Here is a 25934-nt window from a genome sequence, read left to right on the forward strand (position 1 = left end):
CTAGCGCGGCCCCCGGACGGCGGTGCGACCACGCCGGAAACGACGAAAGGCCGCACAGTCGCCTCGACTGCGCGGCCTTTCGGCAGAGCGGGTGTGCTACCGGTTGGTGAAGGGCAGCAGTGCCATCTCGCGGGCGTTCTTCACCGCGACGGCCACCTGACGCTGCTGCTGCGGGGTGAGGCCCGTGACGCGGCGGCTGCGGATCTTGCCGCGATCGGAGATGAACGTGCGGAGCAGGTTGATGTCCTTGTAGTCGACGGTCTCGACGCCCGCGGTGATCAGCGGGTTCTTCTTGGGACGGCGGCCCTGTTCGCTGCGCGCCTTCTTCGACGGTGCTCTCTTGACTGCCATTGCTCTTCCTTACCAGCTCGACTTGTGTACGCCTGGCAGTTCCCCACGATGTGCCATCTCGCGCATCCGCACGCGGGACAGACCGAACTTCCGCAGGTGACCGCGCGGACGTCCATCCGCAGCGTCTCGATTGCGCAATCTTACCGGACTCGCGTCCCGGGGAAGCTGCCGAAGCCGGTACTGGGCTTCGGCGCGTTCCTCGGCCGAGCTGGACGGTCGGCGGATTGTCTCCTTCAGTTCGGCGCGCACCGGCGCGTACCGCGCGACGACGGCCCTACGGTGTTCGTTCCGTGCGATCTTCGACTTCTTTGCCACCGCGTCAGCGCTCCTCTCGGAAATCGACGTGCCGACGGATCACGGGGTCGTAGCGCCGCAGCACCATCCGGTCGGGGTCGTTGCGGCGGTTCTTGCGGGTGACGTACCGATATCCGGTCCCCGCGGTCGAGACCAGCTTGATGACGGGGCGGACCTCGTTGCCTGCCATGGTCAGACCTTCTCTCCTGCGGCCCGCATGCGGGCGACGACGGCCTCGATGCCGTCCCGGTCGATGGTGCGGATGCCCTTCGGGGTCAGCGTCAATGTGATTCGTCGGCCTCGGCTGGGCACGAAGTACGTCTTCTTCTGGATGTTGGGGTTCCAGCGGCGGCTGGTGCGCCGGTGCGAATGGGACACGGACCTGCCGAATCCCGGGGTGCGTCCGGTGACCTGACAGCGAGCGGGCATGGGACTTCCTCTCCGGTCCATGAGGGCCGAACTCGAACGATTAATGAAAACGATTGTCGACAAGCGCGTTCGAAGTGTAGCCTCGTGAATCGGTAATGACAATCGTTTTCGAAGGGGGTGGCTGTGGCTGACGTGCCGGACGGCCGCACACCGTTGGTTCTCGTCGCGGGCTGGAGCGGGCCGGTCCATCGGACGGCCCTCTCGCTGCTGGGTGACGGTCGGGTGGGCACGGTCGTGATCCATCACGACCTCGGGCAGCTCCGCGAGGGGGTGGTCCGCCGCACCGTGACGACTGGATCGGTCGAGGCCCCCGAGGTGCGGACCGAGATCCTCGAGCTCGCGCACGGGTGCGTGTCGTGCACGCTGCGTCACGACCTGTTGCCGCTGTTGCGCCGTCTCCACGCGCGCAGTTCGGTGGACCGGATCGTGCTCGAGCTCGACCACGCACTGGAACCGGAGGCGGTGTGTTGGGCGATCGAACACGTCCCGGTGGTCGGCGTGGTCGGACAACTCGACGGGCCCGCGGTCCGCGACGTACGCGTGGATGCGGTTGTGACGTGCCTAGACGCCGGGGAGTGGTGGCTTGCCGCCACCGGCGACGATGACCTCGACGATGACCGGACCGTGGCCCAGGTGGCGGTCGGGCAGGTGGCGTTCGCTGACGCGCTCGTGGTCGACGACGACACCGGCGAGCCGTGGCTGTCGCACCGGCTGCGTGCAGTCCTCGCCCGTCTCGCACCGGGTGCGCCGATCTCCGGGACGCCCGACGCAGCTGCGTTGCTGCCGCTCATCCCGGCGGACGCCCGACGCGGCCGGATCTTCGGCACGCACGCGCCGCTGTTGCGGGGTGGCCCGCCACTGCACGCCGAGCACGGGGTGTCACTCGTCGAGTTCACAGCCCGACGTCCCTTTCATCCCGGGCGGCTGCACGAGGCGATCGACGTCCTGCTCGACGGTGTCGTCACGGCGCGTGGGCGCATGTGGCTCGCGACCCGATCCGACGTCGCGCTCTGGCTCGAATCCGCCGGTGGGGGCCTGCGCGTGGCGAGTGCGGACCGTTGGCTGGCTGCGATGACGGAGGACGAACTCGCGGCCGCCGACGACGAACGGCGTGCGATGGCGGCGCTGGGCTGGGACGAGCGGTTCGGCGACCGGGACACCTCGCTCGTGGTGCTCGTACACGACGCCGACCCGGACGCGGTGACGGGCGCCCTCGACTGGGCGCTGCTCACCGAGCGGGAGCTGGCCGACGAGTCGGCATGGTCCACGTGGGAAGACCCGTTCGGGGAGTTCCACGAGGACCCGTGCGCGGACCCCGATCCGGTCGGTCGGATCGCCGGCGCGGGCCTCGGAACCGAACAACGAAGCGCCGAAAACCGAAACACGAACGGAGAAACGAAGCGATGAAACCAGGTATCCACCCCGAGTACCGGCCGGTGGTCTTCCAGGACTCGACGACCGGGCATGCCTTCCTCACCCGATCGACTGCGGCGACCGACCACACCGTCGAATGGGTCGACGGCACCGTCCGGCCGCTCGTCGTCGTCGACGTCACGAGCGATTCGCATCCCTTCTGGACCGGGACGAGTCGTCTGGTCGATCGGCAGGGGCGGGTCGAGAAGTTCGAGCGGCGGTTCGGCCGCCGTGTCGGCCGCGGACCCCGGGAGGGCTGAACGATGGCGGTACCCAAGCGGCGCATGTCGCGTGCCAACACCCGCAGCCGACGGTCCCGGTGGAAGGCGATCGCCCCGGACCTGGTGACGGTGACCGTCGACGGCCGGACTCATCGCGTCCCCCGACGTCTGGTCCGTGCGGTCCGGCTCGGCCGGATCGATCCCGGCCGACTGTGACCCCTGGCGCGCCGGTCCGTGCGACGCTGTCCGCGTGCTGCTGAAGATCCTCGAGCTCGCGGGCATCGCCGTGTTCGCCGCGTCCGGCGCGCTGGTCGGGGTCACCAAGCGGTTCGATGTCTTCGGGGTCTGTGTCGTCGGCGTGTTCACCGGCATCGGCGGCGGCATCGTGCGCGACGTGCTGCTCGGCATCCACCCGCCGACGTCACTCACGAGTTGGCCGCTGTTCGGGACCGCGGCGGCGACGTCAGTGATCGTGTTCTTCGTGCATTCGGCGATCGGGCGGCTGCGACGCGAGATCCTCGTGCTCGACGCGCTGGGGATGGGACTGTTCGCGAGCACGGGTGCGACGATCGCGCTCGGGGCGGGCGCCGGTGCCCTCGCATCCGTGCTGATCGGTGCGACCGCGGCCATCGGCGGCGGCATCCTGCGCGACGTGCTCGTCAACGAGGTGCCGTTGCTGCTGCACCGCGACTTCTACGCGATTCCCGCGCTGCTCGGTGCGACGCTGGTGGTCGCCGGGTCCGAGGCGGGCCTGACCGGCAACACCGCGTTGGTGGTCGGCACCGTGGTCGCGACGACCGTTCGGTTGGCAGCGTTGTGGCGGCACTGGAGCCTGCCGGGACCGAGGCTGCCGCGTGACTGACGCGACACGCCGGTCTGGTGAACGGGATCCTCTCAGCGGGATCTCAGTCGGTGGGGCCAAAATGGCCGCATGCGCATTTTGGTGGTCGACGACGACCGGGCTGTTCGGGAGTCACTGCGGCGTTCCCTGAGCTTCAACGGGTACACGGTCGATCTCGCCGTCGACGGCGTGGATGCGCTCGAGAAGGTGTCCGCATCGCGTCCCGACGCCCTGGTGCTCGACGTCATGATGCCGAGACTCGACGGATTGGAAGTGTGCCGGCGCCTGCGAAGCACGGGTGACGATCTTCCGATTCTCGTTCTCACGGCGCGCGATTCGGTGTCGGAGCGGGTGGCCGGCCTCGACGCGGGTGCCGACGACTACCTGCCCAAGCCGTTCGCGCTCGAGGAGTTGCTGGCTCGGCTGCGGGCCCTGCTGCGCCGCGCGTCCCCGGCTGCCGGTGAGGATTCCGAGGCGATGACGTTCGAGGATCTGACCCTGGACCCCGTCACCCGCGAGGTGACCCGCGCCGGTCGGTCGATCAGTCTCACGCGCACCGAGTTCGCGCTCCTCGAGATGCTCATGGCGAACCCCCGGCGGGTGCTCTCCCGCAGCCGCATCCTGGAAGAGGTGTGGGGATACGACTTCCCGACGTCGGGGAACGCGCTCGAGGTGTACGTCGGTTACCTGCGTCGGAAGACCGAAGCCGAGGGCGAGCCCCGACTGATCCACACGGTCCGCGGCGTCGGATACGTGCTGCGGGAGACTCCTCCGTGATGGTCACCCCCTTCGGGCGCGCGGGCGCCGACCCGAACCCGACCGGTCCGCAGATCGGTCCCATGCCCCCACCCCGGCACGAGATGCGGCCACCGATGCCGCTCACCCGGTCGGTGTCCCTGCGGTGGCGCGTGACGTTGCTCGCGGCGTCCGTCGTGGCCGTCGCGGTCGCCGTCATGGCGCTGGCGGCGTATGCCGTGGTCTCGCGCGCCCTGTACGCCGACGTCGACAACCAGCTGCGTTCGCGGGCATCCGCGATCGTCGACAACGACCTCATCACCTTCGACCCGCGGTACATCGCCGGCGCGACGCTATACACCAGCGATATCAGTGTGGCGCTGATCTTTCCGGACCTGAACAAGTACATCCCGCCCGGCTCGGTGGTTCCGATCGGCCCGGCCGAGATGGCGGTTGCCCGAGGACAGCGCGACTTCTCGCTGCGCACCGTCGAGGGCAACCGGGTGCTCGCCGAGCGCACGCGTGACGGCAGCACCCTGGTGATCGCGCAGCGGCTCGAGCCGACCGAGGACGTGCTGGACCGGCTCGCCTGGGTGCTGTTCGTGGTGGGTGGATGCGGCGTCGTCCTCGCCGCGGCGGCCGGCACGACAGTGGGCCGAACGGGTCTGAGACCCATCGGACGACTGACCGCAGCGACCGAACGCGTGGCCCGCACCGACGATCTCACCCCGATTCCGGTCACCGGCAACGACGAACTGGCTCGCCTGACAACCAGTTTCAACACGATGCTGCGCGCCCTCGCGGAATCACGGGTCCGGCAGAGTCGGCTCGTGGCCGACGCCGGACACGAGCTGCGTACCCCGCTCACCTCGTTGCGGACCAACATGGAACTGCTCATCGCATCGAGTCGCCCGGGGGCTCCGAGCATTCCGGCCGAGGACATGGCGGACCTGCGCGCCGACGTCGTAGYCCAGATCGAGGAGCTCTCCACGCTCGTCGGGGACCTGGTGGATCTCGCGCGCGAGGATGCCCCCGAGACCGTCTTCGAGCTGGTCGATCTCAGCGAGGTCGTGGAGCGGTCCCTGGAGAAGGCCCGTCGCCGACGGAACGAGATCGACTTCGAAGCCGTCACCACTCCGTGGTTCATCTACGGCGACCAGGCCGGGCTCTCGCGGGCCGTCCTCAACGTCCTGGACAACGCCGCGAAGTGGAGTCCGACGGGGGAGCGTGTGCAGGTCACGATGCGACAGATCGGTGACCGCCTGCTCGAACTCGTCGTCGACGACGCTGGCCCCGGCATCCCGTTCGAGGATCGGGAGTTGGTCTTCGAACGGTTCTATCGGTCGACGGTGTCACGTTCGATGCCCGGATCGGGTCTCGGCCTGGCGATCGTCCGGCAGGTGGTCGTCAAACACGGCGGCACCATCGCGGTGGAGACGTCCGACCGAGGCGGTGCCCGTATCCGAATCGTCCTGCCGGGCGAACCCGAGGCCGACAGCCGCTGATCCGAACGTCCGGGATGTGATCCTGGCCACTTCGTCAGGAACACGGGAAACTGAAAGCAGCGTCTCAGCGGCTTCTCAGCCGTGCCGGGCAATCTGGATTCAGCGACCGGACCGGATCCGGGATCTCGGTGAGTCGGATCGCCGCTGCAGTTTCTCGGCTTCTGCGGCAGCGGATCGACCACCGATCGAGACACTGCGACCGCCCCATCCCCGGCGGTCACGAATGAAGGCGGTGCGATGACCGACGACCGTAACCCCCACGGCGACCCCAATCCCAACCAGGGAACTCCCCGACACGGCGATCCCCAGCAGGGTGCGCCCTACCAGGCCGGACACCAGCCCGGCCCGCAGGACCAGTGGCGTTCGGGTGGCGGCTACTACTCCCAGAACCCCCAGAACCAGGGCTACCAGGGCGCAGGACAACCCGGCTCGGGCTACCCCCAGCGCGGATACCAGGCCGGTTACCAGCCCACCGAGCAGATTCCGGGCATCGGCACGACGGGCACGCTGCCCACGACCGGGGCGCCGTCGCACACCGAGCCGCGCAAGTCGGGTCGGTCCGCGCTGGTCGCCGGCGCAATCGCCCTCGCGCTGGTGAGCGGCGGCATCGGCGGGGCGGTCGGATCGATCGCCACGTCGTCGAACGGTGGCAGCAATGCTCCGGTCTCGAATGCGCTCGACGTCCCCAAGCCCGAGACCAGTCCGGCGTCCAATGCGCCGGCGGGTTCGGTCGAGGCGGTCGCGAACAAGGTGCTGCCGAGCGTGGTGCAGATCCAGGTGGCCGGAACCCGCGGCGAGGGCGAGGGCTCGGGCGTCGTCATCTCGTCCGACGGCCTGATCATGACCAACAACCACGTGGTTGCCGGTGGCGGGCCGGACGGCAAGCTGCTGGTCGCGTTCGCCGACGGGACCACCGCGCCGGCCACGCTGGTCGGCACCGACCCGACCTCGGACATCGCGGTCATCAAGGCGGACGGCAAGTCGGGTCTGACCCCCGTCGAACTGGGCACCTCCGAGAACATTCAGGTGGGTGAGCAGGTCGTCGCGATCGGTTCGCCGCTCGGACTCGCGGGCACCGTCACCTCCGGTATCGTCTCGGCGCTCGACCGGCCGGTGTCGACCACCGGTGAGACGGGCAACCAGAACACCGTCATCGACGCCATCCAGACCGACGCCGCGATCAACCCCGGCAACTCGGGCGGCGCGCTCGTGAACATGGACGGCCAGCTCGTCGGCATCAACACCGCGATCGCGACCGCCGGCGGCCAGGGTGGCTCGATCGGCCTCGGCTTCGCGATCCCCGTCGACCAGGCGCGCCRTATCGCGGACGAACTGGTCAAGACGGGCAAGGCCACGCAGGCGATCATCGGCGTGCAGGTCTCGGCCAAGGAGTCCACGGGCGGCGCGACTGTCGTCGACGTCACCGCGGGCGGCCCGGCCGAGAAGGCGGGCATCCCCAAGGGTGTCGTCGTCACCAAGGTCGACGACCGGATCATCACGAGTGGCGACTCGCTGATCGCGGCGATCCGCTCCCACGCGCCCGGTGACAAGGTGACCGTGACGTATCAGGACGCCTCGGGTAACTCGAAGACGGTCGACGTCCAGCTCGGCACCGCGCCGACCACGGGTGGACGATGATGATGACCGGAAACCGTCCGGTGCTGACACGGATTCTCCGCCGGGTCCCGACTGACTCGGATGCGGCCATTACGGTAGGGACCATGGAACTCGAAGCACCGTTGGCCGGACGAGCGCTGGTCGTGATCGTCGACGATCGGACCGCACACGGCGATGTCGACTCGACGGGGCCGCTCGTCACCGAACTGCTCACCGAAGCCGGATTCCTGGTGGATGCCACGATTGCCGTGACCGCCGACGAGGTGGAGATCCGCAACGCTCTCAACACCGCGGTGATCGGTGGTGTCGACCTGGTGATCTCGGTCGGCGGGACGGGCGTCTCGCCGCGTGACGTGACGCCGGACGCCACCGCCGAGGTCCTCGACCGGGAGCTGCCGGGAATCAGTGAGGCGCTGCGGTCTTCCGGGCTCGCGGCGGGCGCTGTGGATGCGGTCATCTCGCGGGGACTCGTCGGGATCTCCGGCAGCACCCTCGTGGTCAATCTCGCGTCCTCGCGGGCCGCGGTGCGCGACGGGATGGCGACGCTGACTCCGTTGGCTAGCCACGTCATCGGGCAGCTGTCGAGCATCGACGAGTAGGAAGGGTGCACACCCCAGCCATGTCGGACGAGACGGATACCGGGTCGACGTCGGAGGCGAAGGCCACGTCGGGGCCTCGTGGGCGGTCGCGAGTCGACCGGGCCCGACTCGAGGCCATCTTCGGTACCGTGCTGCCCGAGCAGACTTCGGACGAACGGTCCTCCGACGGGGCCTCGACGTCGAGTGGTGGTCAGGACGAATGGCTGCGGCGTCAGGTACCCCCTCACCACGGCTGACGCGCCACCTTCAGTTCAATCAATAGATTGTTTTCGGAATAGTCCGGAATGCGCCGGGTATGTGTGATTCATCACGCATACCCGGCGCATTCTCGTGTGCGCGGTGAGCGTTCCGCGTTGCATCGGTCGTCGGCCGCCGGATCAGCTCACACGCAATGCGCAGCGTGATTTCGGCCCCTTCCCAGTTGAGGGGGTGTGATGCACCATAGCGATCTTGGTCCGAAGGGATTGGCTACGCCGTCGAACTGCCTTTACAAACTGACCGGTTCAAATGTTCGTATGGTGAACCCGTTTCGACGGGAACTGGCGTCTGGCGGCCGGGCGACCGGTCCGTCCAATCTCGGCCGGGATCCGCTCGGAAATGCCGAAGTCCGAGTGCTTTCGGCGCAATTGGAGTGATCCCGGTGGCCGTTCGGATTTAGGGCCGCCGAAAAGATCGAGGGTTCCGGCGCCGACAAGTACAAGGGCAGCGAGATCGTCGCCGGCTACCAGGTCGCGTACCCGGTCTCGCTGGGCGGCAAGCTCGAGATGAACTTCGTCCCCAAGCTCGAGGCGAGTGGTGCGGGCGTGTCGGTCGCGTTCGGTCCGAGCCTGGATCTCGAGCTCGCGCCGGGCGGGGGAGTGAAGACCGTCGAGGTTGCCAAGGGCAAGTTCGACGGCGCGGCCACCGAGATCCAGTTCGCGAATGCTCACGGCAGTGCCACGGGCGTCGTCGGTCCGGTGACGATCCGGCCGTACGTGACGGTCAAGAGCGCCGCCGGCGACGTCGTCACCACGTTCGGCAAGCCCTTGGTTCTCTGAGCACTCCGAATCGCCTGACTTCCAACGGGGTTCGCTGACAGCACTCGAGCCCGCCCGGTTATTACCGGGCGGGCTCGAGTGGTGATGATGTTGCTGTCGCGTTTCCCAGGGAAACAGGACGGAACGGGGTCGGAACGGGCTATTCCGGGACGCGGGAGTGCTTGCCGTCCGGATCGATCGAGTCGGCTGCCTCGCCGATCCGTCCCTCGGCGAGGATGTCGCGGATCTGGATGAGGAGATCGGCCTCGCTGGCCTTCGTGTCCTCTTTCTCCGTCGCGAAGCGAGCCTTGACGGCGTTCGCCGGCACGATCAGCACGAAGTACACGACGGCGGCGATGATGACGAAGTTGATGATCGCGGTCACCACGGCGCCGACGTCGACGAACGTCGCGTCGTTGCCTGGAATCACCGGGAAGCCCCAGCCCAGTTCGTCGGATCCGCCGACTGCGGCCACGAGCGGATTGATGATGTTGTTGGTGAACGCGGTCACGATCGCCGTGAAAGCCGCGCCGACGACAACGGCGACGGCAAGATCCAGAACGTTTCCTCGGAGCAGGAAGTCCTTGAACCCCTTCAGCATATGGATCCCCTCTGATGTCGGTGTCTCGAGGTCGTGTCGAGACTAGTTCAGAGAGGCCGGGACCGGCGCGCCGTGCGCCTCTAGTGCAGCGTCACGGTGATCGCATCGGTCAGCGACGCCGCGGCAACCGCGCCCGCCGCGGGGGCCGGAAGCGCCAGCATCACGACGCGATCCCGTCGCTCGGTTCCCGATGACCGCTCCGGGGACACCAGGACGACGGTGGCGCCGGAGGCCAGGATCTCTGCCGAGGGTGGTCGTGAGTCGGTGGTCTGCCGCGACTGGTCGACGGTGAGGACGTCCACCCGGTCGCCTTCACGGATGAGCGCGGCGAGTCCGGAGTCGGACAGTCGCACGGGCACGATCCGTGCGTCGGCGGATCCGACGGCGGCCTCCGCGAGGCGGGGACCCAGGAGTCGGACATCGGTGAGGATCTCGCCCTCCCGGACGGGCGACGACACCGTGCGTCCGAGTGCGGCATCTGGTGCGGGGACGGAGCCTGCAGGGGTGTCGGCTCCGGGGCGATCGACCGTGCGCAGGTCGTCGTCGGACAGGACTTGGCCGGGTGTGAGGTCCCGGGCAGCGACGACGACAGGTTCACCGACATCATCGGGATTGCCCCGGACCAGGAGTATCCCCGCGGCGACGACGAGCACCACCGCGGTGGTGCGCCGCGCGGCGTCGGTTCGTGCCCAGCCCGGACGCGTCATCCGGCCGAGTCGGTCACCGAGCGTCGGGGCCAGCGGTCCGTTGCGGTCGGACACGCGTCGGCGAAACGGGATGGTCAGCATGACGGGAAGGCTAGGCCGGGGTGCGGAGACCCGATCCCGTCACGACGGCGACGCGAACCCGCCTGTGGATGAGCGGCGGGCTGTGGACAGACCGACCCCTGGTCAGCTGGCGGCGGCGGGGGCGCTGGACGGCGCGGGTGCAGCCGAGGACGACGAAGTCGAGGAAGACGAGGAAGACTCGGACTTCTTTGCGGGCTCGCTCGCCGTGCTCGATCCGCCGCGGCTGTCCGTGCGGTAGAAGCCACTGCCCTTGAAGACGATGCCGACCGAGTTGAACAGCTTGCGGAGCTTGCCGGAGCACTCCGGGCACACGGTCAGGGTGTCGTCGGTGAACGACTGCACGATGTCGAACCGGTTGTCGCATTCGGTGCAGGCGTACGAATAGGTGGGCACTGGGTTCCTCCGCATTGTGTAGTCAAACCGCAGGTGTTGGCACTCTACAGTCGACAGTGCCAACAGTGCGAACCAGATGCCTATTCCTGCGCAGCCCCCGGATCCTCGGTATCGCGCGCGGCGAGGCGCACCAGGCCACGCCCCGGCGTGAGCGCCCACCCCATCGCGACATCGTGCGGATCGGCGGGCAGTCCGGCCACCAGTTCGCTGTCCCGGACCACGGCGACCAACGCCGCCGTGGGATCCGCGAGCCCGAGCGTCCGGTCGTAGAAGCCGGCCCCGCGACCGAGTCGGACACCGTGCTCGTCCACTGCCAACGCCGGTATGAACACCACCGAAGCGGCGCCGACCTCGGCCGACGGCAGAACGGGGCCGTTCGGTTCGCGGAGCCCGTAGCCGGCCGCGACGAGGTGGTCGCGGCCGGTGAACTCGGCCCACGCAAGGGGGCCGGGGTCGCCGGTAACCGGCACCAGCACTCGCGATCCCGCCTGCCGGAGGGCCTCGAGCATGTCGACGGACCCGGGCTCCGTGCCGACGGGGACATACGCGCACACCGTGAGATCGGGTCGTGCCCCTGCCAGAGTCGACACGGCGGATGTGACGAACGAGACCAAGGACGCGTCCTCCGAGACTCGGGTTCGGTCGTCCACAGCTCGGCGTTCCCGGAGGATGTGGCTCCGCCATTCGGTCTTGGACAGCGATTTCATGATCGYCACCATAGGATCGTGCGACCGGCCGCGGGGGCCGGTGGATAGGGTGGTGAGTTATGACAGATGCCGTCACCAACGACAACAGGTGCTTTCGGACGGCGGTTGTGCCCGCTGCAGGGATGGGAACGCGGTTCCTACCTGCCACGAAGACTGTTCCGAAGGAGTTACTCCCGGTGGTCGACACCCCGGGCATCGAATTGGTGGCGGGGGAGGCGGCCGACTCCGGAGCGAACCGACTGGTCATCGTGACCTCGCCGGGCAAGGACGGTGTCGTTGCTCACTTCGTCGAGGACCTGGTGCTCGAGAGCAAGCTCGAAGCCAGTGGCAAGTACCACCTGCTCGAGAAGGTGCGGAAGGCTCCGGGCCTGCTCGAGGTCGATTCCGTCGTGCAGGAGGAGCCGCTCGGGCTCGGGCATGCCGTCGGGTGTGCCGAGGCCGTCCTCGACGACGACGAGGATGCGATCGCCGTCCTGCTGCCCGACGATCTCGTGATGCCGCGCGGCGTACTCGAGACGATGTCGCGGGTTCGTGCGAAGCGCGGTGGTTCGGTGCTGTGCGCGATCGACGTACCGAAGGACCAGGTCAGCGCCTACGGCGTGTTCGACGTCGAGACCGTCCCGGATGCCACCAACCCGGATGTCCTGAAGGTCGTCGGCATGGTGGAGAAGCCTGCGATGGAGGACGCTCCCTCCACGTTCGCCGCGGCCGGTCGCTACCTGCTCGATCGTGCGATCTTCGACGCGCTGCGCCGGATCACTCCCGGTGCGGGTGGTGAGTTGCAGCTCACCGATGCGATCGCATTGCTGATCGCCGAGGGACACCCGGTGCATGTCGTCGTCCACCGCGGATCTCGACACGATCTGGGAAATCCCGGCGGCTACCTGCGTGCTGCGGTTGACTTTGCGTTGAACAGCGAGGAGTACGGCCCCTCGCTGCGCGAATGGCTGGTCGAGCGGCTGAAGCCGGCCGGCGAGTAGACGTCAGCAGTACGCGGTCGGGTCGACAGGGTCGGGAGGACGAGGAACCACATGCGCTCGGTTGAGGAGCAGCAGTCGAGAGTGACTGCTGCCGCGGTGGCGCCCCGGCCGGTCCGGGTGGCGATCTCCGAGGCACAGGGATTGCTGTGCGCCGAAGAAGTGGTGACCGAACGGCCACTGCCAGGCTTCGACCAGGCCGCGATCGACGGCTACGCAGTTCGAAGTGTCGACGTTCTCGCCGCGGGTACCGATATCCGCGGCGAGGACGGCGAGCCCACCGAACTCACCCTTCCCGTGGTCGGGGAGGTGACGGCGGGTTCGCGTCAGCCGATCCGGCTGCAGCCGCGTCAGGCCGTCCGAGTCGACACCGGTGCTCCGCTGCCGACCCTCGCCGACGCGGTCCTGCCGATGGACCGCACCGACGGCGGCCACGCCCGAGTCAAGGTCTACAAGCCGGTCCGCTCCGGTGACTACGTCCGCCGGGCCGGTGACGACGTCCAGCCGGGCGATGTCGCGGTGCGGGCGGGCACCATCATCGGCGCCGCGCAGGTGGGCCTGCTGGCCGCGGTGGGCCGCGACAAGGTCCTGGTGCATCCGCGGCCGCGTCTGTCGGTGATCTCGGTGGGCGGGGAACTGGTCGACATCGACCGCACCCCGGGACCGGGCCAGGTCTACGACGTCAATTCGTACGCGCTCGCGGCCGCGGCGCGTGACGCCGGCGCCGACGTCAACCGGGTCGGCATCGCGACGATGGATCCGCGCCGACTGCGAGAGGTCGTCGAGGGCCAGCTGATCCGGTCCGAGATCGTCGTCATCGCGGGCGCGGTCGGTGGTGGGGCGTCGGACGAGGTCCGGGACGCGCTGGCCGATCTCGGTGACCTCGAGGTCGAGCGGGTCGCCATGCACCCGGGTTCGGTCCAGGGTTTCGGGCAGCTGGGGCGCGACGAGGTCCCGACCTTCCTGCTGCCGTCCAATCCGGTGAGCGCGCTCGTCGTGTTCGAGGTGATGGTGCGGCCGCTCATCCGGATCGCGCTGGGGCGCCGTCAGCCCATGCGCCGGATCGTCACCGCCCGCACGGTCGCTCCGATCACATCCATCGCCAATCGCAAGGGATTCCTGCGCGGCCAGCTGATGCGTGACGAGTCGACGGGGGAGTACCTCGTGCAGGCGCTCGGCGGAGCGCCCGGAGCGTCGTCACACCTGCTTGCGACGCTCGCCGAGGCCAACTGCCTCGTTCTCGTCGAACCGGACGTCACTGAGGTTCGCGCCGGTGAAGAGGTGGAAGTCGCTTTCCTTGCGCAGCGGGGCTGAAAGAACCGTGTCTGTGCATCCGGGGTGGCCGGCTCGGCTCGGACCGTTGGGGGTTGTCGGCGGTCGCGTGACGGTGCGGCCCGTTCGTCTGCGGGATGCTGCCGTGTGGAGTCGGCTCCGCATCGCCAACCAGGAACACCTCGAGCCGTGGGAGCCGACCGGTCAGGCTCCCTGGGCGGACCGGCATCACATCACGGCGTGGCCGGGGTTGTGTTCGAGTCTTCGCTCGGAGGCCCGCAAAGGTCGCATGCTGCCGATGGCCATCGAGTTGAACGGCAGCATGTGCGGTCAGATCACCGTCGGCAACATCGTCCGCGGTGCGCTGTCGTCCGCGTGGATCGGTTACTGGGTCTCGAAGGACGTGGGCGGGCAGGGCATCGCGACGGCTGCACTCGCGCTGGGGCTCGACCATTGCTTCGGTCCGATGGGGTTGCACCGGGTGGAGGCCACCGTTCGTCCGGAGAATCTGGCGAGTCAGGCGGTACTGCGGCATGCAGGTTTCCGCGAGGAGGGACTGCTGCGGCGGTACCTCGACGTCGACGGTCAGTGGCGCGATCATCTGCTGGTCGCGATGACCGTCGAGGAGGTACCCGGTTCGGTGTCCGATCGTCTGGTGCGGGCCGGACGGGCCACCTGGAGCTGATGGGCGAGCGCCCGGACAGCCGAACGGCCCCGCCGGGGCCCGAGCCCGACGAGGCCGTTCGGCCACAGGTCACACGATGACCGGCGGACCGTAGCTGACGACGACGTCGTCCGCGACATCGGTGGATGCCGTGAAGATGGCGTAGGAGCGGACCGACACCGAGCCGAGGGCGTGGTTGACCTCGAGATGGACATCACGCAGCGTGATGGCGCACTGGGTGGACTTGCACTCCTTCTTCTGCACCGGAACCGTCGCGATGGTGCCTGGCGCGACCTGCGTGGACAGGTTGCCCTCGACCGGGGTCTCGATACCCAGCTCGAGTGCCTGACCGTTGAACAGGTCGACGACCGGCGGGATGTTGGGGTCCGCGGTGAGGTGCACGGTCTCCGCCTGTTCCGGGATGTAGACCACGCCCGGGGTCAGCCCGGCATTGCCGGTGATGACGGCACCGTTGGAGACGTCGGCCTGGTAGCCGATCTGGTATCCCACCTCGAGCACGCCGCCGGTGTAGGGGGAGCCGCCGTTACCGCTGACAGTCGCGAGCGCTCGTCCGCTCGCGAAGATGTCGCGCGTGAACTGATTGCCGGACAGCGGGGCGACGCTGTTGAGCGATTGACCGGTCTGGTCGATGTGGAGCTCCCAGCCGTCGAAACTGACGGCGTGGGCGGAGGTGTCCTGCTGGAATGTGGCTTCGGCGCCCGCGGAACCGACGGAAACCGTGAGCATCACGGCGGCTGCTCCGGCAATGACGGCAGAAGCGGATCGCGTAAGCCTGCGGCGAAGAAAAGACCGGTGATTCACGTGCATGGGAATTCCTCGTCTTCGATTGTTCGCGACCGGAGCGCGCCGGCCTCGGGCAGAGTTCGGGACGACTACGACAATCGTGGACGCCCGGTTGCAGTATTGGTTCTCTGTCACTGATCCGTAAGGTTTTGGCGACTTGTTTTCTCAAATTTGATAAAGAGACGCTAACGATTCTGTTTCGACGGCGAATTGTCGCTGTTATCACTTTCGCGTGAACGGTCGGGAAAAGGCGGGTCCGGGTGTGTGCCCACGCGCCGGCCCGGTTCGGGCGCCGGGCGCAGTCGGTCGCCGGGGTCCGTATCGGGCGGCGTCGCAGGCGGCCGAGTGCCGGCGGCGACGCGGGTATGCGGGGAGTGGTCTTGGGCTCACTTGAATCTCGAGGCTGCAATTTCCTTCTCGAGAGGTGATAATCGAGTGACGGGTGTGACACCTGCGAAACCTGAGTCGGCGCGCCTGCGACGGCAACGGTGCGGATGCCACTAGCCTGAGCAGGTCATTGGCGTCATCAGTGCTGGTAGACGAATGGGAGGAGGTCGTCGGTATGCCGAGTTCCTCGATCATCTGGATCGCGCTGGTTGCCGTCTGGCTGTTCGTCCTTGTTCCGATGCTTGTCAGCAAGCGGCCCCGGATCCGGCAGACGACGGATGCGGCGCTCGCGACTCGAGTGCTGCATCGTGGCGACGCGGAACGCCCGGCACGCGGGCCCGCGGCCGGACATCGGAGCGATCCGAACTGGCGCCCGGCGTCGGTACGGCTGCGCGGTGACACCTACGGCGACGACTCATACGGCACGGATGCGGAGGATCGAATGGACGCTCACGCCGACGAGAGCATGATGGACGATGCGATCGACCGCACGCGCGGCACAGCCCGGGACTACGTCCCGAATCGGCGCGGCCGGGGTGGATTCGATCCCGAGGCCGACGCGATCGCCAGCGCGGCCCGGTACCAGTTCCGTCAGCGCACGGTGCTCGGGTTGATATTCGCGACGATCCTGACGGCCGCGCTCGCCGTGGCGTTGACCCCCGTGATGTGGTGGGTCTCCGCCTTCTCGGTGGTCGCCCTCGTGGGCTATCTCGCCTACCTGCGTCGGCAGGTCCATCTCGAGCAGGAGATCCGCGGTCGCCGCATGGCCCGCCTCGGTCGTTCGCGACTGGGCGTCGAATCGGACTCCGACGAGGAGCTGCGACTGGTCCCGGCGCGGCTGCGCCGGCCCGGCGCTGTGGTTCTCGAGGTCGACGACGGTGACCCGGCGTTCGATCATCTCGACCACTACGACGCGGAGTTCGTCGAGCGTGGCGACCGTGGCCGGCACGACGACTACGAGGTGTCCTACCGCGACGACGGTATGAGGCGCGCGTCCGGGCAGTGATTTCCCGGCAAATTCCCCTTCCGGCTTCAGGGCGCCCGATCACCACGGTGATCGGGCGCCCTGCCGTTTTCGACCATTTTTTGCCGCTGGCCAGGCGATTCGTTATCTCGGAGCATGTCCTGTTAGAGTTGCCGAGCGGTCAGCGAAAGCGGATCGTGGTTCGGGGYTGTGGCGCAGTTGGTAGCGCGCTTCGTTCGCATCGAAGAGGTCAGGGGTTCGATTCCCCTCAGCTCCACAATGAAGAGGCCCTCTCCTTCGGGAGAGGGCCTCTTTCGTGTTCCGGTACTTCTCGTGTCGCGTACCGCAGGTTCCGTCAGCGCGAGGCGTCCGGCGGGATCTCGGGCAGGCCTTCCGCCGCCCGCAGCTTCTCCGCGAGCGTGGTCAGCAGCGTCTGCGATTCCTCGGACAGATCGAATGCCCGGGTCGCCAGCCGCCGCAGCCCGTAGCCCTGGAGCTGCGTGACCAGTTCGAGGTCATGGTCGACCTTCGAGGCGTAGATGTCGTTGAAGAAGTACGCCGGCTTCACTTTGAAGAACTTCGCGAAGGCCGCGACGGTCTCGTCCGAGGGATTGCTTCTCTGGCCGGAGCGCAGCTGCGATATGTACGGCTTGGATATCTTGTGGCCGTCCGCGATGAGGGCGTTCGCCACTTCCGCATTGGTATGCGGCTTCCGGCCCGGTGGATGGACGGTTTCGAAGAGCTTGTTGAGCCGTGCGGCGAAGTCAGACATCGCGACGATCTTAACACCGGAGATAACCGGCGGGTAGCTCGAATGTATTGATTGATCAATCGTTCGAAACCTGCCGCCGTGGCGCCGTTCGGGACGGTGGAACGCTGCCTTGGCATACGAATAACCTTGTGGTAGCTCACGGCCAACCGCTTGGTCTCGAATCGCTACCACCAGCGCGCGACGCCTGGAAAATGGCGCCCGCGACGGGGAAACTGGGAGGCATGGACCGCAGAATGAGCGACAACGAATTGCGCCGGGCGATTCACGTGCTGCGTGACCGGGCCGACGAGGCCCGCAGCCACGGTCGTCCCGAGGACGCGGAGGGGCTCGAGAAGACCATCCGCGACTACCAGGACGAGATGGCGCAGCGTCTCTGACGCGGCTCCACCGAACCTGCCCGAATCGGCGCCGCAGATCGTCCGGCGCCGATTCCGGTGTGCGCCACGTACACTGCCGAAACGGACTGAACCTGAACCGATCGAAGGCGGGGAACTGCAGGCGATGGCGATCAAGACGCTCGACGGTAAGAAGTGCCTGATCACCGGGGCGGCCAGCGGAATCGGTCGGGCCACGGCTCTCGCGGCGGCCGCGGAAGGTGCCCGGTTGTTCCTCACCGACATCGACGCGGTGGGACTCGAGGAGACCGTCGGCCTCTGCGAGCACGCCGGCGGCACCATCGAGTGTTCGCGGGCCCTCGACGTGTCCGACTTCGACGCGGTCACCGCGTTCGCCGACGAAATCCACGAACAGTTCGGCAGCCTCGACGTCGTCATGAACATCGCGGGCATCTCGGCCTGGGGCACCGTCGAGAATCTCGAGCATCGCCACTGGAAGTCGATGGTGGACGTGAACCTGATGGGCCCGATTCACATCATCGAGCGGTTCGTGCCCCCGATGATCGCGGCCGGGCGCGGCGGACACCTCGTGAACGTGTCGTCGGCCGCCGGCCTGCTGGCGCTGCCGTGGCACGCGGCTTACAGCGCCAGCAAGTTCGGTCTACGCGGGGTGTCCGAGGTCCTGCGGTTCGATCTCAAGCGGCACGGTATCGGCGTGAGCCTGGTGGTGCCCGGTGGCGTGAAGACGCCGTTGGTGGGCACTGTGCAGATTGCCGGTGTGGACCGCGACGATCCCCGCATCCGTAAGCTCACGCACCGATTCGAGAAGCGCGCCGTGACTCCGGAGAAGGTCGCCGACTGCATCATCGCCGGAATCGAGAAGAACCGGTATCTGGTGTACACGTCCAACGACATCCGATTCGGCTACTGGTGGGCGCGAAAGTTCGCTCCGCCGTACGAGTTCGTGATGCAGAAGGCGAACGACCAGTTCAGTAAGCTGCTGTAGCTGTAGCTGTAGCTGTAGCTGTAGCTGTAGCGATCCCAGCGCCGCGGGGACGCAATGCACCGCTGTGCATCTCGTAGGCGGCATCCACCAGGTCCAACTGGCTGAGATCGTGCGTCACCATCACCGTCGCGACCGAACGCTCGCGGCTCAGCTCGGCGAGCAGCGCGACGATCTCGCGGCTGCGTTCCTCGTCCAGCGCCGACGTCGGCTCGTCGACCAACAGGACCGCGGGATCGTTCACGATCGACCGGGCGATCGCGACGCGCTGACGCTGGCCGCCGGAGAGCTGGTTCGGGCGTCGGTCGAGCTGGCCCTCGAGTCCGAGGCTGCACAGGAGTTCCCGGGCCCGCTTGCGGCTTTCGCGCACCGAACCGCCGTTCAGGTGCGTGATCATCTGCAGCTGCTCGGTCGCGGTGAGCGACGGCAGCAGGTTCGACTGCTGGAAGACGAAGCCGAGCTTCTCCCGGCGCATGTCGGTGCGCGCTGCGCGATCGAGGCCCGTGACGTCGGTGCCGTCGATCGCGACGGTGCCCGACTCGGGCGAGATCAGCAGTCCGGCCACCGCGAGCAGGCTCGACTTTCCCGAGCCCGATGGCCCGGTGACGGCGACCAGTTCGCCGCGGTTCACGTCCAGGTCGACGTCGTCGAGGGCGCGCAGGCGGGTGTCTCCGTCGGGGTAGGTCAGTACGGCGTTGCGGAGCGAGATGCTCATGGGAGGTCCTTTCGAGTTCTGTCGGACGCCGGGCTCAGCGCGCGTTCGCGAGCGCGGTCAGCGGATCGATCGAGACGATCCGGGCCAGTGCTGCCGTGGCGCCGATCATGCCCATCACGATCAGTGCGACGAACGGGACGAGCGTGCCCGAGACGGTCAGCGTGAACGGCACGAACTTCGATGCGATCGTGCCCAGTCCCAGGGCGGCCAGGCTGCCGAGGCCGGCGCCGAGCGTCAGGACGATGAGGGACTGCCCGAGGGCGTCCTTGAGCAGGTACTTCGTGGAGGCGCCGACAGCCTTGAGGATGGCGAGGTCCTGGCTGCGTTGGATGGTCCAGACGGTGAAGAAGGCGCCGACGACGAGGGCGCTGACTGTCATCAGCATCGCCTGCATCAGCAGCAGGGATCCGCGCTCCGACGTGTAGGAGCCGATCGCGTTGAGGGCGCCGCCCTCGTCGGTGATCGACGTGCCGGTGGCGGCTGCCGCACTGTCGGCGTCGAAGCCGCCGGAGGTGCGCATCGCGATCACGGTGCCGTCGCTGCCGCCTGCGGCCGGGAGCTGTGTCCACACGTCGTGGTTCATCCACACGACCGGCTGGTGACTGTAGAGAGAGTCGTCGACGAGGGCGCTGATGGTCAAGGTGTCGGCGCCGATGGTGATCTGGCTCCCGACGCCCCAGCCGTTGTCCTTCGCCAGGTCGGCGTCGACCGCGACCGAGGCGGCGTCGAGCGGCACGGGGGCGGCGAACGAGTGTCCGTCCACACCGAACGCCGAGGCCGCGACCTCACGGTCTCCCGCGGAGATCCGGACGGGGGCGATTCCGATGACGGCGGCCTCGTCGACACCGGCGGTCGCGGCGAGGGCGTCGCGCTGCTGCTCGGTTACGGTGGACTCCCCGAAAGACAGGGACTGCCCGTCGGCCGGCTCGCCGAACGCGAAGTTGTCGGCGCCGAGGTGCTTGACCGCGGCGATCGATTGGTTGCCCAGTCCCGTGGTGAGCCCCGACAGCATCACGACCATCAGGGAGATCAGGAACAGCGCCGAACTCATCAGGGTGAATCGGCCCTTGGCGAAGCGGAGATCTCGAATGCTGAGGAACATGTCATCCAGCTTCGCGTGAAGGGGGTGGTTGGGGCATCGCGCATCGGTTGACTTCGCCGGTCCATCGAAAGTTGGAGACAGCGGTTCACGGCGGCGGCGGGTGGTGCCGCGGTGTTAGCGTGAATGCAATGCAGACCCACGACGTGTCCCTTCCCGGTGGCGTCGCGCCGGTGTTGCGCGCGATGCAGATCGGCGCCCACGTCCTGTTCGTTCTGCTTCTCGCGGTGGGTATCGGCCGGGTCCTCGTGTCGCAGGGCGCGCACGAGGCCTGGATTCTGGTGCTAGCGCTCGCGGAGCTCGCCTGGTACATCGGCGGCGTGTCGTTCGTGCGCCGCCGCGGTGTCGTGCAGCGCTCGACGGGCCAGGTCTGGCTGGCGGTGCTGGTGGCGGGCTGGCTGGCTCTGGTGGCGTCGAATCCCAACTTCGTGTGGGTCGTCTTCGCACTGTTCTTCCTGTGCTTCCACCTGCTGTCGGTCCCGGTGGCGCTGATCACGACCGTGGTGCTCACGGTCGTCTCGATCGCCGCGAGTCTGCTGCACGGCGACAGCAACACGGTGGCGTCCATCCTCGGTCCGACCTTCGGTTCGGCTGTGGCCGCGGGCATGGCGATGGTGTACCAGCAGTTGGCCCGTGAGGCGGCGCAGCGTCAGCAGTTGGTCGACGAGCTCACCGACGCGCACCGCGAGCTGCTCGATGCACAGGACGAACTGGTCGCGTTGCAGCGCGAGTCCGGCGCCGTCGCCGAGCGCGCGCGCCTGGCCCGCGACATCCACGACACATTGGCACAGGGTTTTTCGTCGATCCTTCTGCTGGCTCGTGCGGGCCTGCGTGGCACCGATACGGCCCCGACCTTCACCCAGATCGCCGACACGGCACAGCAGAACCTGGTGGAGGCGCGACGGGTGGTGGATGCGCTGCGGCCGTCGGATCTCGAGTCCGCGCCGCTCGAGTCGGCGCTGCGGCGACAGCTGGAGCAGCTGGAACAGCACACCGGGATCGTCGGAGAACTGTTCACCGACGGCGATCCGGTCCCGCTGCCGATGGACTACGATGTCGCGTTGTTGCGGGTGGGGCAGAGCGCTCTTGCGAACGTGCGCCTGCACTCGCATGCTCGGCGCGTGCGGCTGACCCTGACGTACGCCACCGACGAGGTACGTCTCGACATCGTCGACGACGGCATCGGATTCGACGAACGCGAGGCCGGCGGATTCGGGCTGCGGGCGATGCGCGATCGTCTTGCACTGTTAGGAGGAACACTGGTGGTCGAATCGGCTCCGGGCGACGGAACTGCCGTGGCTGCAACACTTCCCGTCGGGCGTCCCCTGTGAGCGTCGTGCGGGTCCTGCTGGTCGACGATCACCCGGTGGTCCGCGCCGGGCTGCGCGCGCTGCTCGCGTCGCACGACGATGTCGAGGTGGTGGCCGAGGCGTCGTCGGGCGAGGAGGCGGTGGCGTTGGCCGCGACCGCGAAACCCGATGTGGTGCTGATGGATCTGCGTCTGGGCGCCGGGATCGACGGCGCCGGTGCGACCGCCGAGATCGTGGCGCGCCCGAACCCGCCGCGGGTGGTGGTGCTCACGACGTACGACACCGACGCCGACATCCTGCGGGCCGTGGAGGCGGGCGCCGCGGGGTACCTGCTCAAGGACACCGCCCCGCACGTGCTGATCGACTCGGTGTTCGCGGCGGCTCGCGGCGAGACGGTGCTCGATCCCGAGGTGGCGCAGCGGCTCTACCGGCGGATGCAGCAACCGCGCGCCGACCTCAGCGCGCGGGAGACCGAGGTGCTGGCACTCGTGGCCGAGGGGCTGTCCAATCGGGCAATTGCGAAACAGTTGTTCGTCAGTGAGGCGACGGTGAAATCGCACCTGGTGCATGCGTTCACGAAGCTCGAGGTCGACAGCCGCACGGCCGCGGTGGCCGCGGCCCGCGAACGGGGCTTGATCGCCTGAGCGGTGCGGTAGCGTCGGCAGAATGCCGAAGCGATTCGAGTTCTCGGCCGATTTCGACCACCCCGTCGACCGGGTGCACGCACTCCTGACCGACGAGGGCTACTGGCGTTCGCGGATGCCGCCGCAGTCGCGCGGATCGGTGCGGGTGGACCGGACGTCCGACGGCGACGGGCAGTCGCTCGTCACCGTGACGATGACCGAGGCTGTCGATACCGACACGTTCCCCGCACTCGTGCGCAAGGTCATCCGCGGTGAGATGCGGATGGAGCGGATCGACACGTGGCGCGCCGTGCACGACGGCCGGGCGTCGGGGACACTCGCCGGGTCCGCCACCGGCATTCCCGTCACGATCGACGGAGAATACACGCTACGTCCGGGCACCAGCGGCTCCGTGCTCGATGTCCGCGGCACGGCCACAGTGCGAATTCCGCTGGTGGGTAGCCAGATCGAGCTGTTGGTGCGTCAGATGGTGTCACAGGTGGTCGAGCGGGACCGGGCCGAGGCCCACCGTCGGCTCGACAACGGCTGACCGGGCGTCAGTCGATCTCGACGTCGATCACCCGTGCGCCCGGACCCTCGGTTCCCAACTCGTCGTGCGGGTTGGCCAGCGTGCAACTCGCGAGGGACAGGCACCCGCATCCGATGCAGTTGGTGAGGTCGTCACGCAACCTGGTGAGCTGCTCGATCCGCCGGTCGAGATCGGCGTGCCACCGGCTCGACAGCCGCGCCCAGTCGCTGCGCGTCGGGGTGCGGCCGTCCGGCAGCGTGGAGAGCGCGTCGCGGATCTCGGCGAGGGGGATGCCGACCTTCTGCGACAGCCGGATGAACGCCACCCGGCGCAGCACGTCGCGCTTGTAGCGTCGCTGGTTCCCGCTGGTACGTCGGCTCGAGATCAGGCCCTCACGCTCGTAGAAGTGCAGCGCGGAGACCGCCACACCACTGCGCTCGGAGAGCTGTCCGGGCGTGAGTTCCCGGGTGTTCCAATCGGGCATGTCCACGGTGCTCGCCTTCCCTGAGCCGACAACCTGAACAATACTCGAGGATCTGGGTGCGGGGTGCCGACCGTCGTCCACGGGACTACCGTTTACGCATGAGCGTGCGGGAGCCGTCCGAACTGGGTGTCGACACCGAGGTGGGTGCGCTGCGGTCGGTGCTCCTGCATCGCCCCGGCGACGAGCTACGGCGTCTCACTCCCCGCAACAACGATCAACTGCTGTTCGACGGTCTGCCCTGGGTGGATCGTGCGCAGGACGAGCACGACGCGTTCGCGGACGTCCTACGCGGCCGCGGCATCGAGGTGCTGCTCGTGTCCGACCTGCTCACCGAGACCCTCACGACCAGCGGCGCCGCCCGGATGCAGGGCATCTCGGCTGCTGTCGACCCCCGCAAACTCGGGCACGTCCTGGCGCAGGACCTGGCGGCGCACCTGCGCGGCGTCCCGGCCGCCGAGCTGTCGACGATCCTCACGTCCGGGATGACGTTCGACGAGTTGCCGATCGGGACCGGTGCGGCCACCCCGTCGCTCGTGCGGCTGATGCACCACGGCGCGGACTTCGTGATCGACCCGTTGCCGAACCTGCTGTTCACGCGGGATTCGTCGTTCTGGATCGGCGGCCGGGTCGCGATCACATCGCTCGCACTGCCGGCGCGGGTGCGTGAGGCGTCACTGACCGACCTGATCTACGCGCACCATCCGCGGTTTCGTGGGGTGCGGCGGGCCTACGAGTCCCACACCGCCCCCGTCGAGGGCGGCGACGTCCTGCTGCTCGCGCCGGGGGTCATCGCGGTCGGGGTGGGGGAGCGGACCACCCCGGCAGGTGCGGAGGCGTTGGCGCGCAGCGTGTTCGAGGACGAGCTGGCGCACACCGTCCTGGCTGTACCGATCGAGCAGCGGCGCGCGTCGATGCACCTCGACACCGTACTGACGATGGTCGACTCGGATGCCGTCGTGATGTATCCCGCGGTGCGGGACACCTTGTCGGCGTTCACTATTCGACGTGAGGACGGCGTCGTCGGGATCGGGGGACCGGAACCGTTCCTGGACGCCGCGGCGGCCGCGATGGGGATCGGCAAGCTACGGGTGATCGACACCGGGTTGGATCATGTGACCGCAGAACGTGAGCAGTGGGACGACGGCAACAACACCCTCGCGCTGGCCCCCGGCGTCGTGGTTGCCTACGAGCGCAACGTCGAGACGAACGCGCGGATGGAGGCGGCAGGCATCGAGGTGTTGCGCATCTCCGGGTCCGAGCTGGGGTCGGGTCGGGGCGGACCGCGCTGCATGTCGTGTCCGCTCGCGCGCGGTCCGCTGGACTGACCGGGAACTAGAGGATCTCGCGCACCTTCTCGTACGGCCGCGCCAGGACGGTGCCGCGGTCGGTGACGACGATCGGCCGCTCGATGAGGATCGGGTTGTCGACCATCGCGTCGAGCAGTTCGTCCTCGGACGCCTCGGCCAGCCCCAGTTCCTTGTACAGCGCCTCCTTCTTGCGGATCGCCTCGCTCGGGCGCAGGCCCGCGTCGTCGAGCAGCTTGCGCAGGCCGTCGCGGGACGGCGGCGTCTCGAGGTACTTGACGACGGTCGGCTCGATGCCGGCCTCCTCGATGAGCTTCAACGTGTTCCGCGACGTGCTGCAGCGGGGATTGTGATAAATCGTTGCGGTCTTCGCCATGAGAGCCATTCTGCACGGGGACAATGGCAGGGAACGCGTATGCATGTCGAATCCGAGTCGAATCGAATGCGAGGAGTCCGCAATGACAGGTCGACGCATCGTCATCGCCGGAGGGCACGGCAAGATCTCCCGGCACCTGACCAAACTGCTCACCGCATCGGGAGACCGCGCGGTGGCGCTGATCCGAAATCCCGACCACGAGGGGCCGGTGCGCGCGCTGGGCGCCCTGCCGGAGATCGTCGATCTGGAACAGGCGACGGCCGACCAGGTCGCCGAGTTGCTGCACGACGCCGATGCGGTCGTGTTCGCCGCGGGCGCGGGTCCGGGCAGCGGTGTCGCACGAAAGGACACCGTCGACCGCGGTGCGGCGGTTCTCCTGGCCGACGCCGCCGAACTGGCCGGTGTCAGACGGTTCGTCCAGATCAGCTCGTTCGGTGCGGGCGAGCCCGTGCCTCCGGGTACGGACGAGGTCTTCGCTGCGTATCTGGCGGCGAAGACGGCCGCCGAGGACGACCTCCGGCGGCGGGAGGGGCTGGACTGGACGATCCTGCGACCCGGCGGGCTCACCGACGACGACCCGACCGGGGAGGTGACGCTCACCGACCCGCCGCTCGAACGCGGCACCGTTCCGCGCGCCGATGTCGCGGCGGTGATCGCGGCGTTGCTGGAGCCCGGTGCGGACGGCCGCGCACCTCGGGCGGTCGGCCGCACGTTGATGCTGACGAATGGCTCGATTCCGATCAGGGACGCTGTAGCCGCGTTACCGTGAGTTCAACCAGCGTGAACGGCCGCAGGGCGATGAAAGG

34 protein-coding genes, 1 tRNA gene and 1 pseudogene are annotated in these 25934 nt (G+C 68.0%); 22 read left to right on the plus strand and 14 right to left on the minus strand.

The genetic code is table 11. The features are described 5' to 3' along the window. Window positions 1–96 precede the first annotated feature (96 nt). The 4 genes from rpsR to rpmB are packed head-to-tail and all read right to left on the minus strand — an operon-like array spanning window position 97 to window position 1074. Window positions 97–351, minus strand: coding sequence for a 30S ribosomal protein S18 (rpsR, locus tag AB4Z09_RS16350; RefSeq protein ID WP_174908784.1), 255 nt, complete (start codon window positions 349–351; stop codon window positions 97–99). Window positions 352–360: 9 nt separating this feature from the next. Then, complete coding sequence (gene rpsN / locus AB4Z09_RS16355; RefSeq protein WP_114718201.1) at window positions 361–666, minus strand: 30S ribosomal protein S14; 306 nt, start codon at window positions 664–666, stop codon at window positions 361–363. Between the two features lie 4 nt (window positions 667–670). Then, window positions 671–835 (minus strand): 50S ribosomal protein L33, encoded by a 165-nt coding sequence (gene rpmG / locus AB4Z09_RS16360; protein ID WP_114718202.1) that lies wholly within the window; start codon window positions 833–835, stop codon window positions 671–673. Between the two features lie 2 nt (window positions 836–837). Then, a complete protein-coding gene (gene rpmB / locus AB4Z09_RS16365; RefSeq protein WP_114718203.1) occupies window positions 838–1074 on the minus strand; it encodes a 50S ribosomal protein L28 in 237 nt (78 codons plus the stop codon). Between the two features lie 117 nt (window positions 1075–1191). Here rpmB and mrf point away from each other — a divergent pair, with 117 nt between their 5' ends. The 10 genes and pseudogenes from mrf to AB4Z09_RS16415 all read left to right on the plus strand — a co-directional run. Next, window positions 1192–2481, plus strand: a complete 1290-nt coding sequence (gene mrf / locus AB4Z09_RS16370; protein ID WP_441346802.1) for a ribosome hibernation factor-recruiting GTPase MRF — start codon at window positions 1192–1194, stop codon at window positions 2479–2481. Further along, on the plus strand, window positions 2478–2747 hold the full coding sequence (locus tag AB4Z09_RS16375; protein ID WP_174908788.1) for a type B 50S ribosomal protein L31: 270 nt from the start codon (window positions 2478–2480) through the stop codon (window positions 2745–2747). The genes mrf and AB4Z09_RS16375 overlap by 4 nt, the downstream gene beginning before the upstream one ends. A gap of 3 nt (window positions 2748–2750) precedes the next feature. Further along, complete coding sequence (gene rpmF, locus AB4Z09_RS16380; RefSeq protein WP_114718206.1) at window positions 2751–2924, plus strand: 50S ribosomal protein L32; 174 nt, start codon at window positions 2751–2753, stop codon at window positions 2922–2924. Between the two features lie 34 nt (window positions 2925–2958). Beyond that, window positions 2959–3570 (plus strand): trimeric intracellular cation channel family protein, encoded by a 612-nt coding sequence (locus tag AB4Z09_RS16385; RefSeq protein ID WP_174908790.1) that lies wholly within the window; start codon window positions 2959–2961, stop codon window positions 3568–3570. A gap of 69 nt (window positions 3571–3639) precedes the next feature. Continuing rightward, a complete protein-coding gene (locus AB4Z09_RS16390) occupies window positions 3640–4326 on the plus strand; it encodes a response regulator transcription factor (protein ID WP_114718207.1) in 687 nt (228 codons plus the stop codon). After that, window positions 4326–5789 (plus strand): HAMP domain-containing sensor histidine kinase, encoded by a 1464-nt coding sequence (locus AB4Z09_RS16395; protein ID WP_442240198.1) that lies wholly within the window; start codon window positions 4326–4328, stop codon window positions 5787–5789. The genes AB4Z09_RS16390 and AB4Z09_RS16395 overlap by 1 nt, the downstream gene beginning before the upstream one ends. Window positions 5790–6026: 237 nt before the next feature. Next, window positions 6027–7427 carry a S1C family serine protease gene (locus tag AB4Z09_RS16400; protein WP_442240199.1) on the plus strand — a complete coding sequence of 467 codons (1401 nt, stop codon included), beginning with the start codon at window positions 6027–6029 and terminating at the stop codon, window positions 7425–7427. Between the two features lie 83 nt (window positions 7428–7510). Beyond that, window positions 7511–8005, plus strand: coding sequence for a MogA/MoaB family molybdenum cofactor biosynthesis protein (locus AB4Z09_RS16405; RefSeq protein WP_254622834.1), 495 nt, complete (start codon window positions 7511–7513; stop codon window positions 8003–8005). A gap of 20 nt (window positions 8006–8025) precedes the next feature. Then, window positions 8026–8241: a hypothetical protein gene (locus tag AB4Z09_RS16410; RefSeq protein WP_174907144.1), complete on the plus strand. Its 216-nt coding sequence runs from the start codon at window positions 8026–8028 to the stop codon at window positions 8239–8241. A gap of 432 nt (window positions 8242–8673) precedes the next feature. Further along, a pseudogene (locus AB4Z09_RS16415) lies at window positions 8674–9042 on the plus strand (MspA family porin); the annotation flags it as partial. A gap of 139 nt (window positions 9043–9181) precedes the next feature. Here the strand turns inward: AB4Z09_RS16415 and mscL are convergent. From mscL to AB4Z09_RS16435, 4 genes are all read right to left on the minus strand, one after another. Beyond that, window positions 9182–9622 (minus strand): large-conductance mechanosensitive channel protein MscL, encoded by a 441-nt coding sequence (gene mscL / locus AB4Z09_RS16420; RefSeq protein ID WP_174908794.1) that lies wholly within the window; start codon window positions 9620–9622, stop codon window positions 9182–9184. A gap of 80 nt (window positions 9623–9702) precedes the next feature. Next, entirely contained in the window at window positions 9703–10410 is a 708-nt protein-coding gene (locus tag AB4Z09_RS16425; protein WP_174908796.1) for an SAF domain-containing protein, read from the minus strand. Window positions 10411–10512: 102 nt separating this feature from the next. Then, the gene (locus AB4Z09_RS16430) at window positions 10513–10803 is read right to left on the minus strand and encodes an FmdB family zinc ribbon protein (RefSeq protein ID WP_429516653.1); all 291 of its coding nucleotides are present in this window, start codon (window positions 10801–10803) and stop codon (window positions 10513–10515) included. 80 nt (window positions 10804–10883) lie between these two features. Then, the gene (locus AB4Z09_RS16435; RefSeq protein WP_114718540.1) at window positions 10884–11510 is read right to left on the minus strand and encodes a 5-formyltetrahydrofolate cyclo-ligase; all 627 of its coding nucleotides are present in this window, start codon (window positions 11508–11510) and stop codon (window positions 10884–10886) included. A 59-nt stretch (window positions 11511–11569) separates the two neighbouring features. On the opposite strand from AB4Z09_RS16435, the gene AB4Z09_RS16440 reads away from it, so the two are divergent. From AB4Z09_RS16440 to AB4Z09_RS16450, 3 genes are read left to right on the plus strand one after another with little or no spacing between them, the layout of a single operon-like run. Further along, window positions 11570–12490: a UTP--glucose-1-phosphate uridylyltransferase gene (locus AB4Z09_RS16440; RefSeq protein ID WP_114718215.1), complete on the plus strand. Its 921-nt coding sequence runs from the start codon at window positions 11570–11572 to the stop codon at window positions 12488–12490. A 51-nt stretch (window positions 12491–12541) separates the two neighbouring features. Then, a complete protein-coding gene (glp, locus tag AB4Z09_RS16445) occupies window positions 12542–13801 on the plus strand; it encodes a molybdotransferase-like divisome protein Glp (RefSeq protein WP_114718216.1) in 1260 nt (419 codons plus the stop codon). Between the two features lie 7 nt (window positions 13802–13808). Next, the gene (locus tag AB4Z09_RS16450) at window positions 13809–14444 is read left to right on the plus strand and encodes a GNAT family N-acetyltransferase (protein WP_114718217.1); all 636 of its coding nucleotides are present in this window, start codon (window positions 13809–13811) and stop codon (window positions 14442–14444) included. 69 nt (window positions 14445–14513) lie between these two features. Here AB4Z09_RS16450 and AB4Z09_RS16455 read toward each other — a convergent pair whose 3' ends face one another. Next, complete coding sequence (locus AB4Z09_RS16455; protein WP_254622835.1) at window positions 14514–15170, minus strand: MspA family porin; 657 nt, start codon at window positions 15168–15170, stop codon at window positions 14514–14516. A gap of 619 nt (window positions 15171–15789) precedes the next feature. On the opposite strand from AB4Z09_RS16455, the gene sepX reads away from it, so the two are divergent. Then, window positions 15790–16620: a divisome protein SepX/GlpR gene (sepX, locus tag AB4Z09_RS16460; RefSeq protein ID WP_442240200.1), complete on the plus strand. Its 831-nt coding sequence runs from the start codon at window positions 15790–15792 to the stop codon at window positions 16618–16620. Window positions 16621–16782: 162 nt separating this feature from the next. Beyond that, window positions 16783–16855: transfer RNA gene (locus AB4Z09_RS16465), tRNA-Ala, on the plus strand. 78 nt (window positions 16856–16933) lie between these two features. On the opposite strand, the gene AB4Z09_RS16470 is transcribed toward AB4Z09_RS16465, so the two are convergent. Then, the gene (locus tag AB4Z09_RS16470) at window positions 16934–17350 is read right to left on the minus strand and encodes a helix-turn-helix domain-containing protein (protein WP_114718220.1); all 417 of its coding nucleotides are present in this window, start codon (window positions 17348–17350) and stop codon (window positions 16934–16936) included. 233 nt (window positions 17351–17583) lie between these two features. Between AB4Z09_RS16470 and AB4Z09_RS16475 the strand changes: the two genes are divergently transcribed. Together AB4Z09_RS16475 and AB4Z09_RS16480 are read left to right on the plus strand one after the other, a co-directional pair. Further along, window positions 17584–17727 carry a hypothetical protein gene (locus AB4Z09_RS16475; protein WP_174907146.1) on the plus strand — a complete coding sequence of 48 codons (144 nt, stop codon included), beginning with the start codon at window positions 17584–17586 and terminating at the stop codon, window positions 17725–17727. Between the two features lie 124 nt (window positions 17728–17851). Next, a complete protein-coding gene (locus AB4Z09_RS16480) occupies window positions 17852–18691 on the plus strand; it encodes an SDR family oxidoreductase (RefSeq protein ID WP_174908806.1) in 840 nt (279 codons plus the stop codon). On the opposite strand, the gene AB4Z09_RS16485 is transcribed toward AB4Z09_RS16480, so the two are convergent. Beyond that, on the minus strand, window positions 18675–19403 hold the full coding sequence (locus tag AB4Z09_RS16485) for an ABC transporter ATP-binding protein (protein ID WP_442240201.1): 729 nt from the start codon (window positions 19401–19403) through the stop codon (window positions 18675–18677). The two genes, AB4Z09_RS16480 and AB4Z09_RS16485, sit on opposite strands and share 17 nt — an antisense overlap. A 34-nt stretch (window positions 19404–19437) precedes the next feature. After that, a complete protein-coding gene (locus AB4Z09_RS16490) occupies window positions 19438–20505 on the minus strand; it encodes an ABC transporter permease (protein ID WP_174908809.1) in 1068 nt (355 codons plus the stop codon). A gap of 128 nt (window positions 20506–20633) precedes the next feature. Here AB4Z09_RS16490 and AB4Z09_RS16495 point away from each other — a divergent pair, with 128 nt between their 5' ends. The 3 genes from AB4Z09_RS16495 to AB4Z09_RS16505 are packed head-to-tail and all read left to right on the plus strand — an operon-like array spanning window position 20634 to window position 22985. Next, on the plus strand, window positions 20634–21833 hold the full coding sequence (locus AB4Z09_RS16495) for a sensor histidine kinase (protein ID WP_114718225.1): 1200 nt from the start codon (window positions 20634–20636) through the stop codon (window positions 21831–21833). Then, window positions 21830–22456: a response regulator gene (locus AB4Z09_RS16500; RefSeq protein ID WP_114718226.1), complete on the plus strand. Its 627-nt coding sequence runs from the start codon at window positions 21830–21832 to the stop codon at window positions 22454–22456. Before AB4Z09_RS16495 ends, AB4Z09_RS16500 begins: the two co-directional genes overlap by 4 nt. A gap of 22 nt (window positions 22457–22478) precedes the next feature. Then, on the plus strand, window positions 22479–22985 hold the full coding sequence (locus tag AB4Z09_RS16505; protein WP_174908811.1) for a DUF2505 domain-containing protein: 507 nt from the start codon (window positions 22479–22481) through the stop codon (window positions 22983–22985). Window positions 22986–22992: 7 nt separating this feature from the next. Here AB4Z09_RS16505 and soxR read toward each other — a convergent pair whose 3' ends face one another. After that, the gene (gene soxR / locus AB4Z09_RS16510) at window positions 22993–23454 is read right to left on the minus strand and encodes a redox-sensitive transcriptional activator SoxR (protein ID WP_114718228.1); all 462 of its coding nucleotides are present in this window, start codon (window positions 23452–23454) and stop codon (window positions 22993–22995) included. Between the two features lie 92 nt (window positions 23455–23546). Here soxR and AB4Z09_RS16515 point away from each other — a divergent pair, with 92 nt between their 5' ends. Beyond that, window positions 23547–24773: an arginine deiminase gene (locus tag AB4Z09_RS16515; protein WP_174908813.1), complete on the plus strand. Its 1227-nt coding sequence runs from the start codon at window positions 23547–23549 to the stop codon at window positions 24771–24773. A 7-nt stretch (window positions 24774–24780) separates the two neighbouring features. On the opposite strand, the gene arsC is transcribed toward AB4Z09_RS16515, so the two are convergent. Continuing rightward, window positions 24781–25128, minus strand: a complete 348-nt coding sequence (gene arsC, locus AB4Z09_RS16520; protein ID WP_174908815.1) for an arsenate reductase (glutaredoxin) — start codon at window positions 25126–25128, stop codon at window positions 24781–24783. Window positions 25129–25210: 82 nt separating this feature from the next. Here arsC and AB4Z09_RS16525 point away from each other — a divergent pair, with 82 nt between their 5' ends. Then, window positions 25211–25897: an NAD(P)-binding oxidoreductase gene (locus tag AB4Z09_RS16525; protein ID WP_114718231.1), complete on the plus strand. Its 687-nt coding sequence runs from the start codon at window positions 25211–25213 to the stop codon at window positions 25895–25897. Window positions 25898–25934 lie beyond the last annotated feature (37 nt).

The sequence above is a fragment of the Rhodococcus sp. TAF43 genome (genome assembly GCF_052113525.1).
Lineage (GTDB): Bacteria > Actinomycetota > Actinomycetes > Mycobacteriales > Mycobacteriaceae > Prescottella.

Bases quoted from the DNA above. Each gene is read 5' to 3' on its own strand.
- AB4Z09_RS16490 (WP_174908809.1), bottom strand. From the start codon at position 20,505: ATGTTCCTCAGCATTCGAGATCTCCGCTTCGCCAAGGGCCGATTCACC.
- AB4Z09_RS16470 (WP_114718220.1), bottom strand. From the start codon at position 17,350: ATGTCTGACTTCGCCGCACGGCTCAACAAGCTCTTCGAAACCGTCCAT.
- AB4Z09_RS16375 (WP_174908788.1), top strand. From the start codon at position 2,478: ATGAAACCAGGTATCCACCCCGAGTACCGGCCGGTGGTCTTCCAGGAC.
- AB4Z09_RS16475 (WP_174907146.1), top strand. From the start codon at position 17,584: ATGAGCGACAACGAATTGCGCCGGGCGATTCACGTGCTGCGTGACCGG.
- AB4Z09_RS16515 (WP_174908813.1), top strand. From the start codon at position 23,547: ATGAGCGTGCGGGAGCCGTCCGAACTGGGTGTCGACACCGAGGTGGGT.
- glp (WP_114718216.1), top strand. From the start codon at position 12,542: ATGCGCTCGGTTGAGGAGCAGCAGTCGAGAGTGACTGCTGCCGCGGTG.
- rpmG (WP_114718202.1), bottom strand. From the start codon at position 835: ATGGCAGGCAACGAGGTCCGCCCCGTCATCAAGCTGGTCTCGACCGCG.
- AB4Z09_RS16405 (WP_254622834.1), top strand. From the start codon at position 7,511: ATGGAACTCGAAGCACCGTTGGCCGGACGAGCGCTGGTCGTGATCGTC.
- rpmB (WP_114718203.1), bottom strand. From the start codon at position 1,074: ATGCCCGCTCGCTGTCAGGTCACCGGACGCACCCCGGGATTCGGCAGG.
- AB4Z09_RS16495 (WP_114718225.1), top strand. From the start codon at position 20,634: ATGCAGACCCACGACGTGTCCCTTCCCGGTGGCGTCGCGCCGGTGTTG.
- AB4Z09_RS16505 (WP_174908811.1), top strand. From the start codon at position 22,479: ATGCCGAAGCGATTCGAGTTCTCGGCCGATTTCGACCACCCCGTCGAC.
- AB4Z09_RS16410 (WP_174907144.1), top strand. From the start codon at position 8,026: ATGTCGGACGAGACGGATACCGGGTCGACGTCGGAGGCGAAGGCCACG.
- rpmF (WP_114718206.1), top strand. From the start codon at position 2,751: ATGGCGGTACCCAAGCGGCGCATGTCGCGTGCCAACACCCGCAGCCGA.
- AB4Z09_RS16525 (WP_114718231.1), top strand. From the start codon at position 25,211: ATGACAGGTCGACGCATCGTCATCGCCGGAGGGCACGGCAAGATCTCC.
- AB4Z09_RS16440 (WP_114718215.1), top strand. From the start codon at position 11,570: ATGACAGATGCCGTCACCAACGACAACAGGTGCTTTCGGACGGCGGTT.
- sepX (WP_442240200.1), top strand. From the start codon at position 15,790: ATGCCGAGTTCCTCGATCATCTGGATCGCGCTGGTTGCCGTCTGGCTG.
- AB4Z09_RS16425 (WP_174908796.1), bottom strand. From the start codon at position 10,410: ATGCTGACCATCCCGTTTCGCCGACGCGTGTCCGACCGCAACGGACCG.
- AB4Z09_RS16455 (WP_254622835.1), bottom strand. From the start codon at position 15,170: ATGCTCACGGTTTCCGTCGGTTCCGCGGGCGCCGAAGCCACATTCCAG.
- AB4Z09_RS16435 (WP_114718540.1), bottom strand. From the start codon at position 11,510: ATGAAATCGCTGTCCAAGACCGAATGGCGGAGCCACATCCTCCGGGAA.
- rpsR (WP_174908784.1), bottom strand. From the start codon at position 351: ATGGCAGTCAAGAGAGCACCGTCGAAGAAGGCGCGCAGCGAACAGGGC.
- arsC (WP_174908815.1), bottom strand. From the start codon at position 25,128: ATGGCGAAGACCGCAACGATTTATCACAATCCCCGCTGCAGCACGTCG.
- AB4Z09_RS16485 (WP_442240201.1), bottom strand. From the start codon at position 19,403: ATGAGCATCTCGCTCCGCAACGCCGTACTGACCTACCCCGACGGAGAC.
- AB4Z09_RS16480 (WP_174908806.1), top strand. From the start codon at position 17,852: ATGGCGATCAAGACGCTCGACGGTAAGAAGTGCCTGATCACCGGGGCG.
- AB4Z09_RS16390 (WP_114718207.1), top strand. From the start codon at position 3,640: ATGCGCATTTTGGTGGTCGACGACGACCGGGCTGTTCGGGAGTCACTG.
- mscL (WP_174908794.1), bottom strand. From the start codon at position 9,622: ATGCTGAAGGGGTTCAAGGACTTCCTGCTCCGAGGAAACGTTCTGGAT.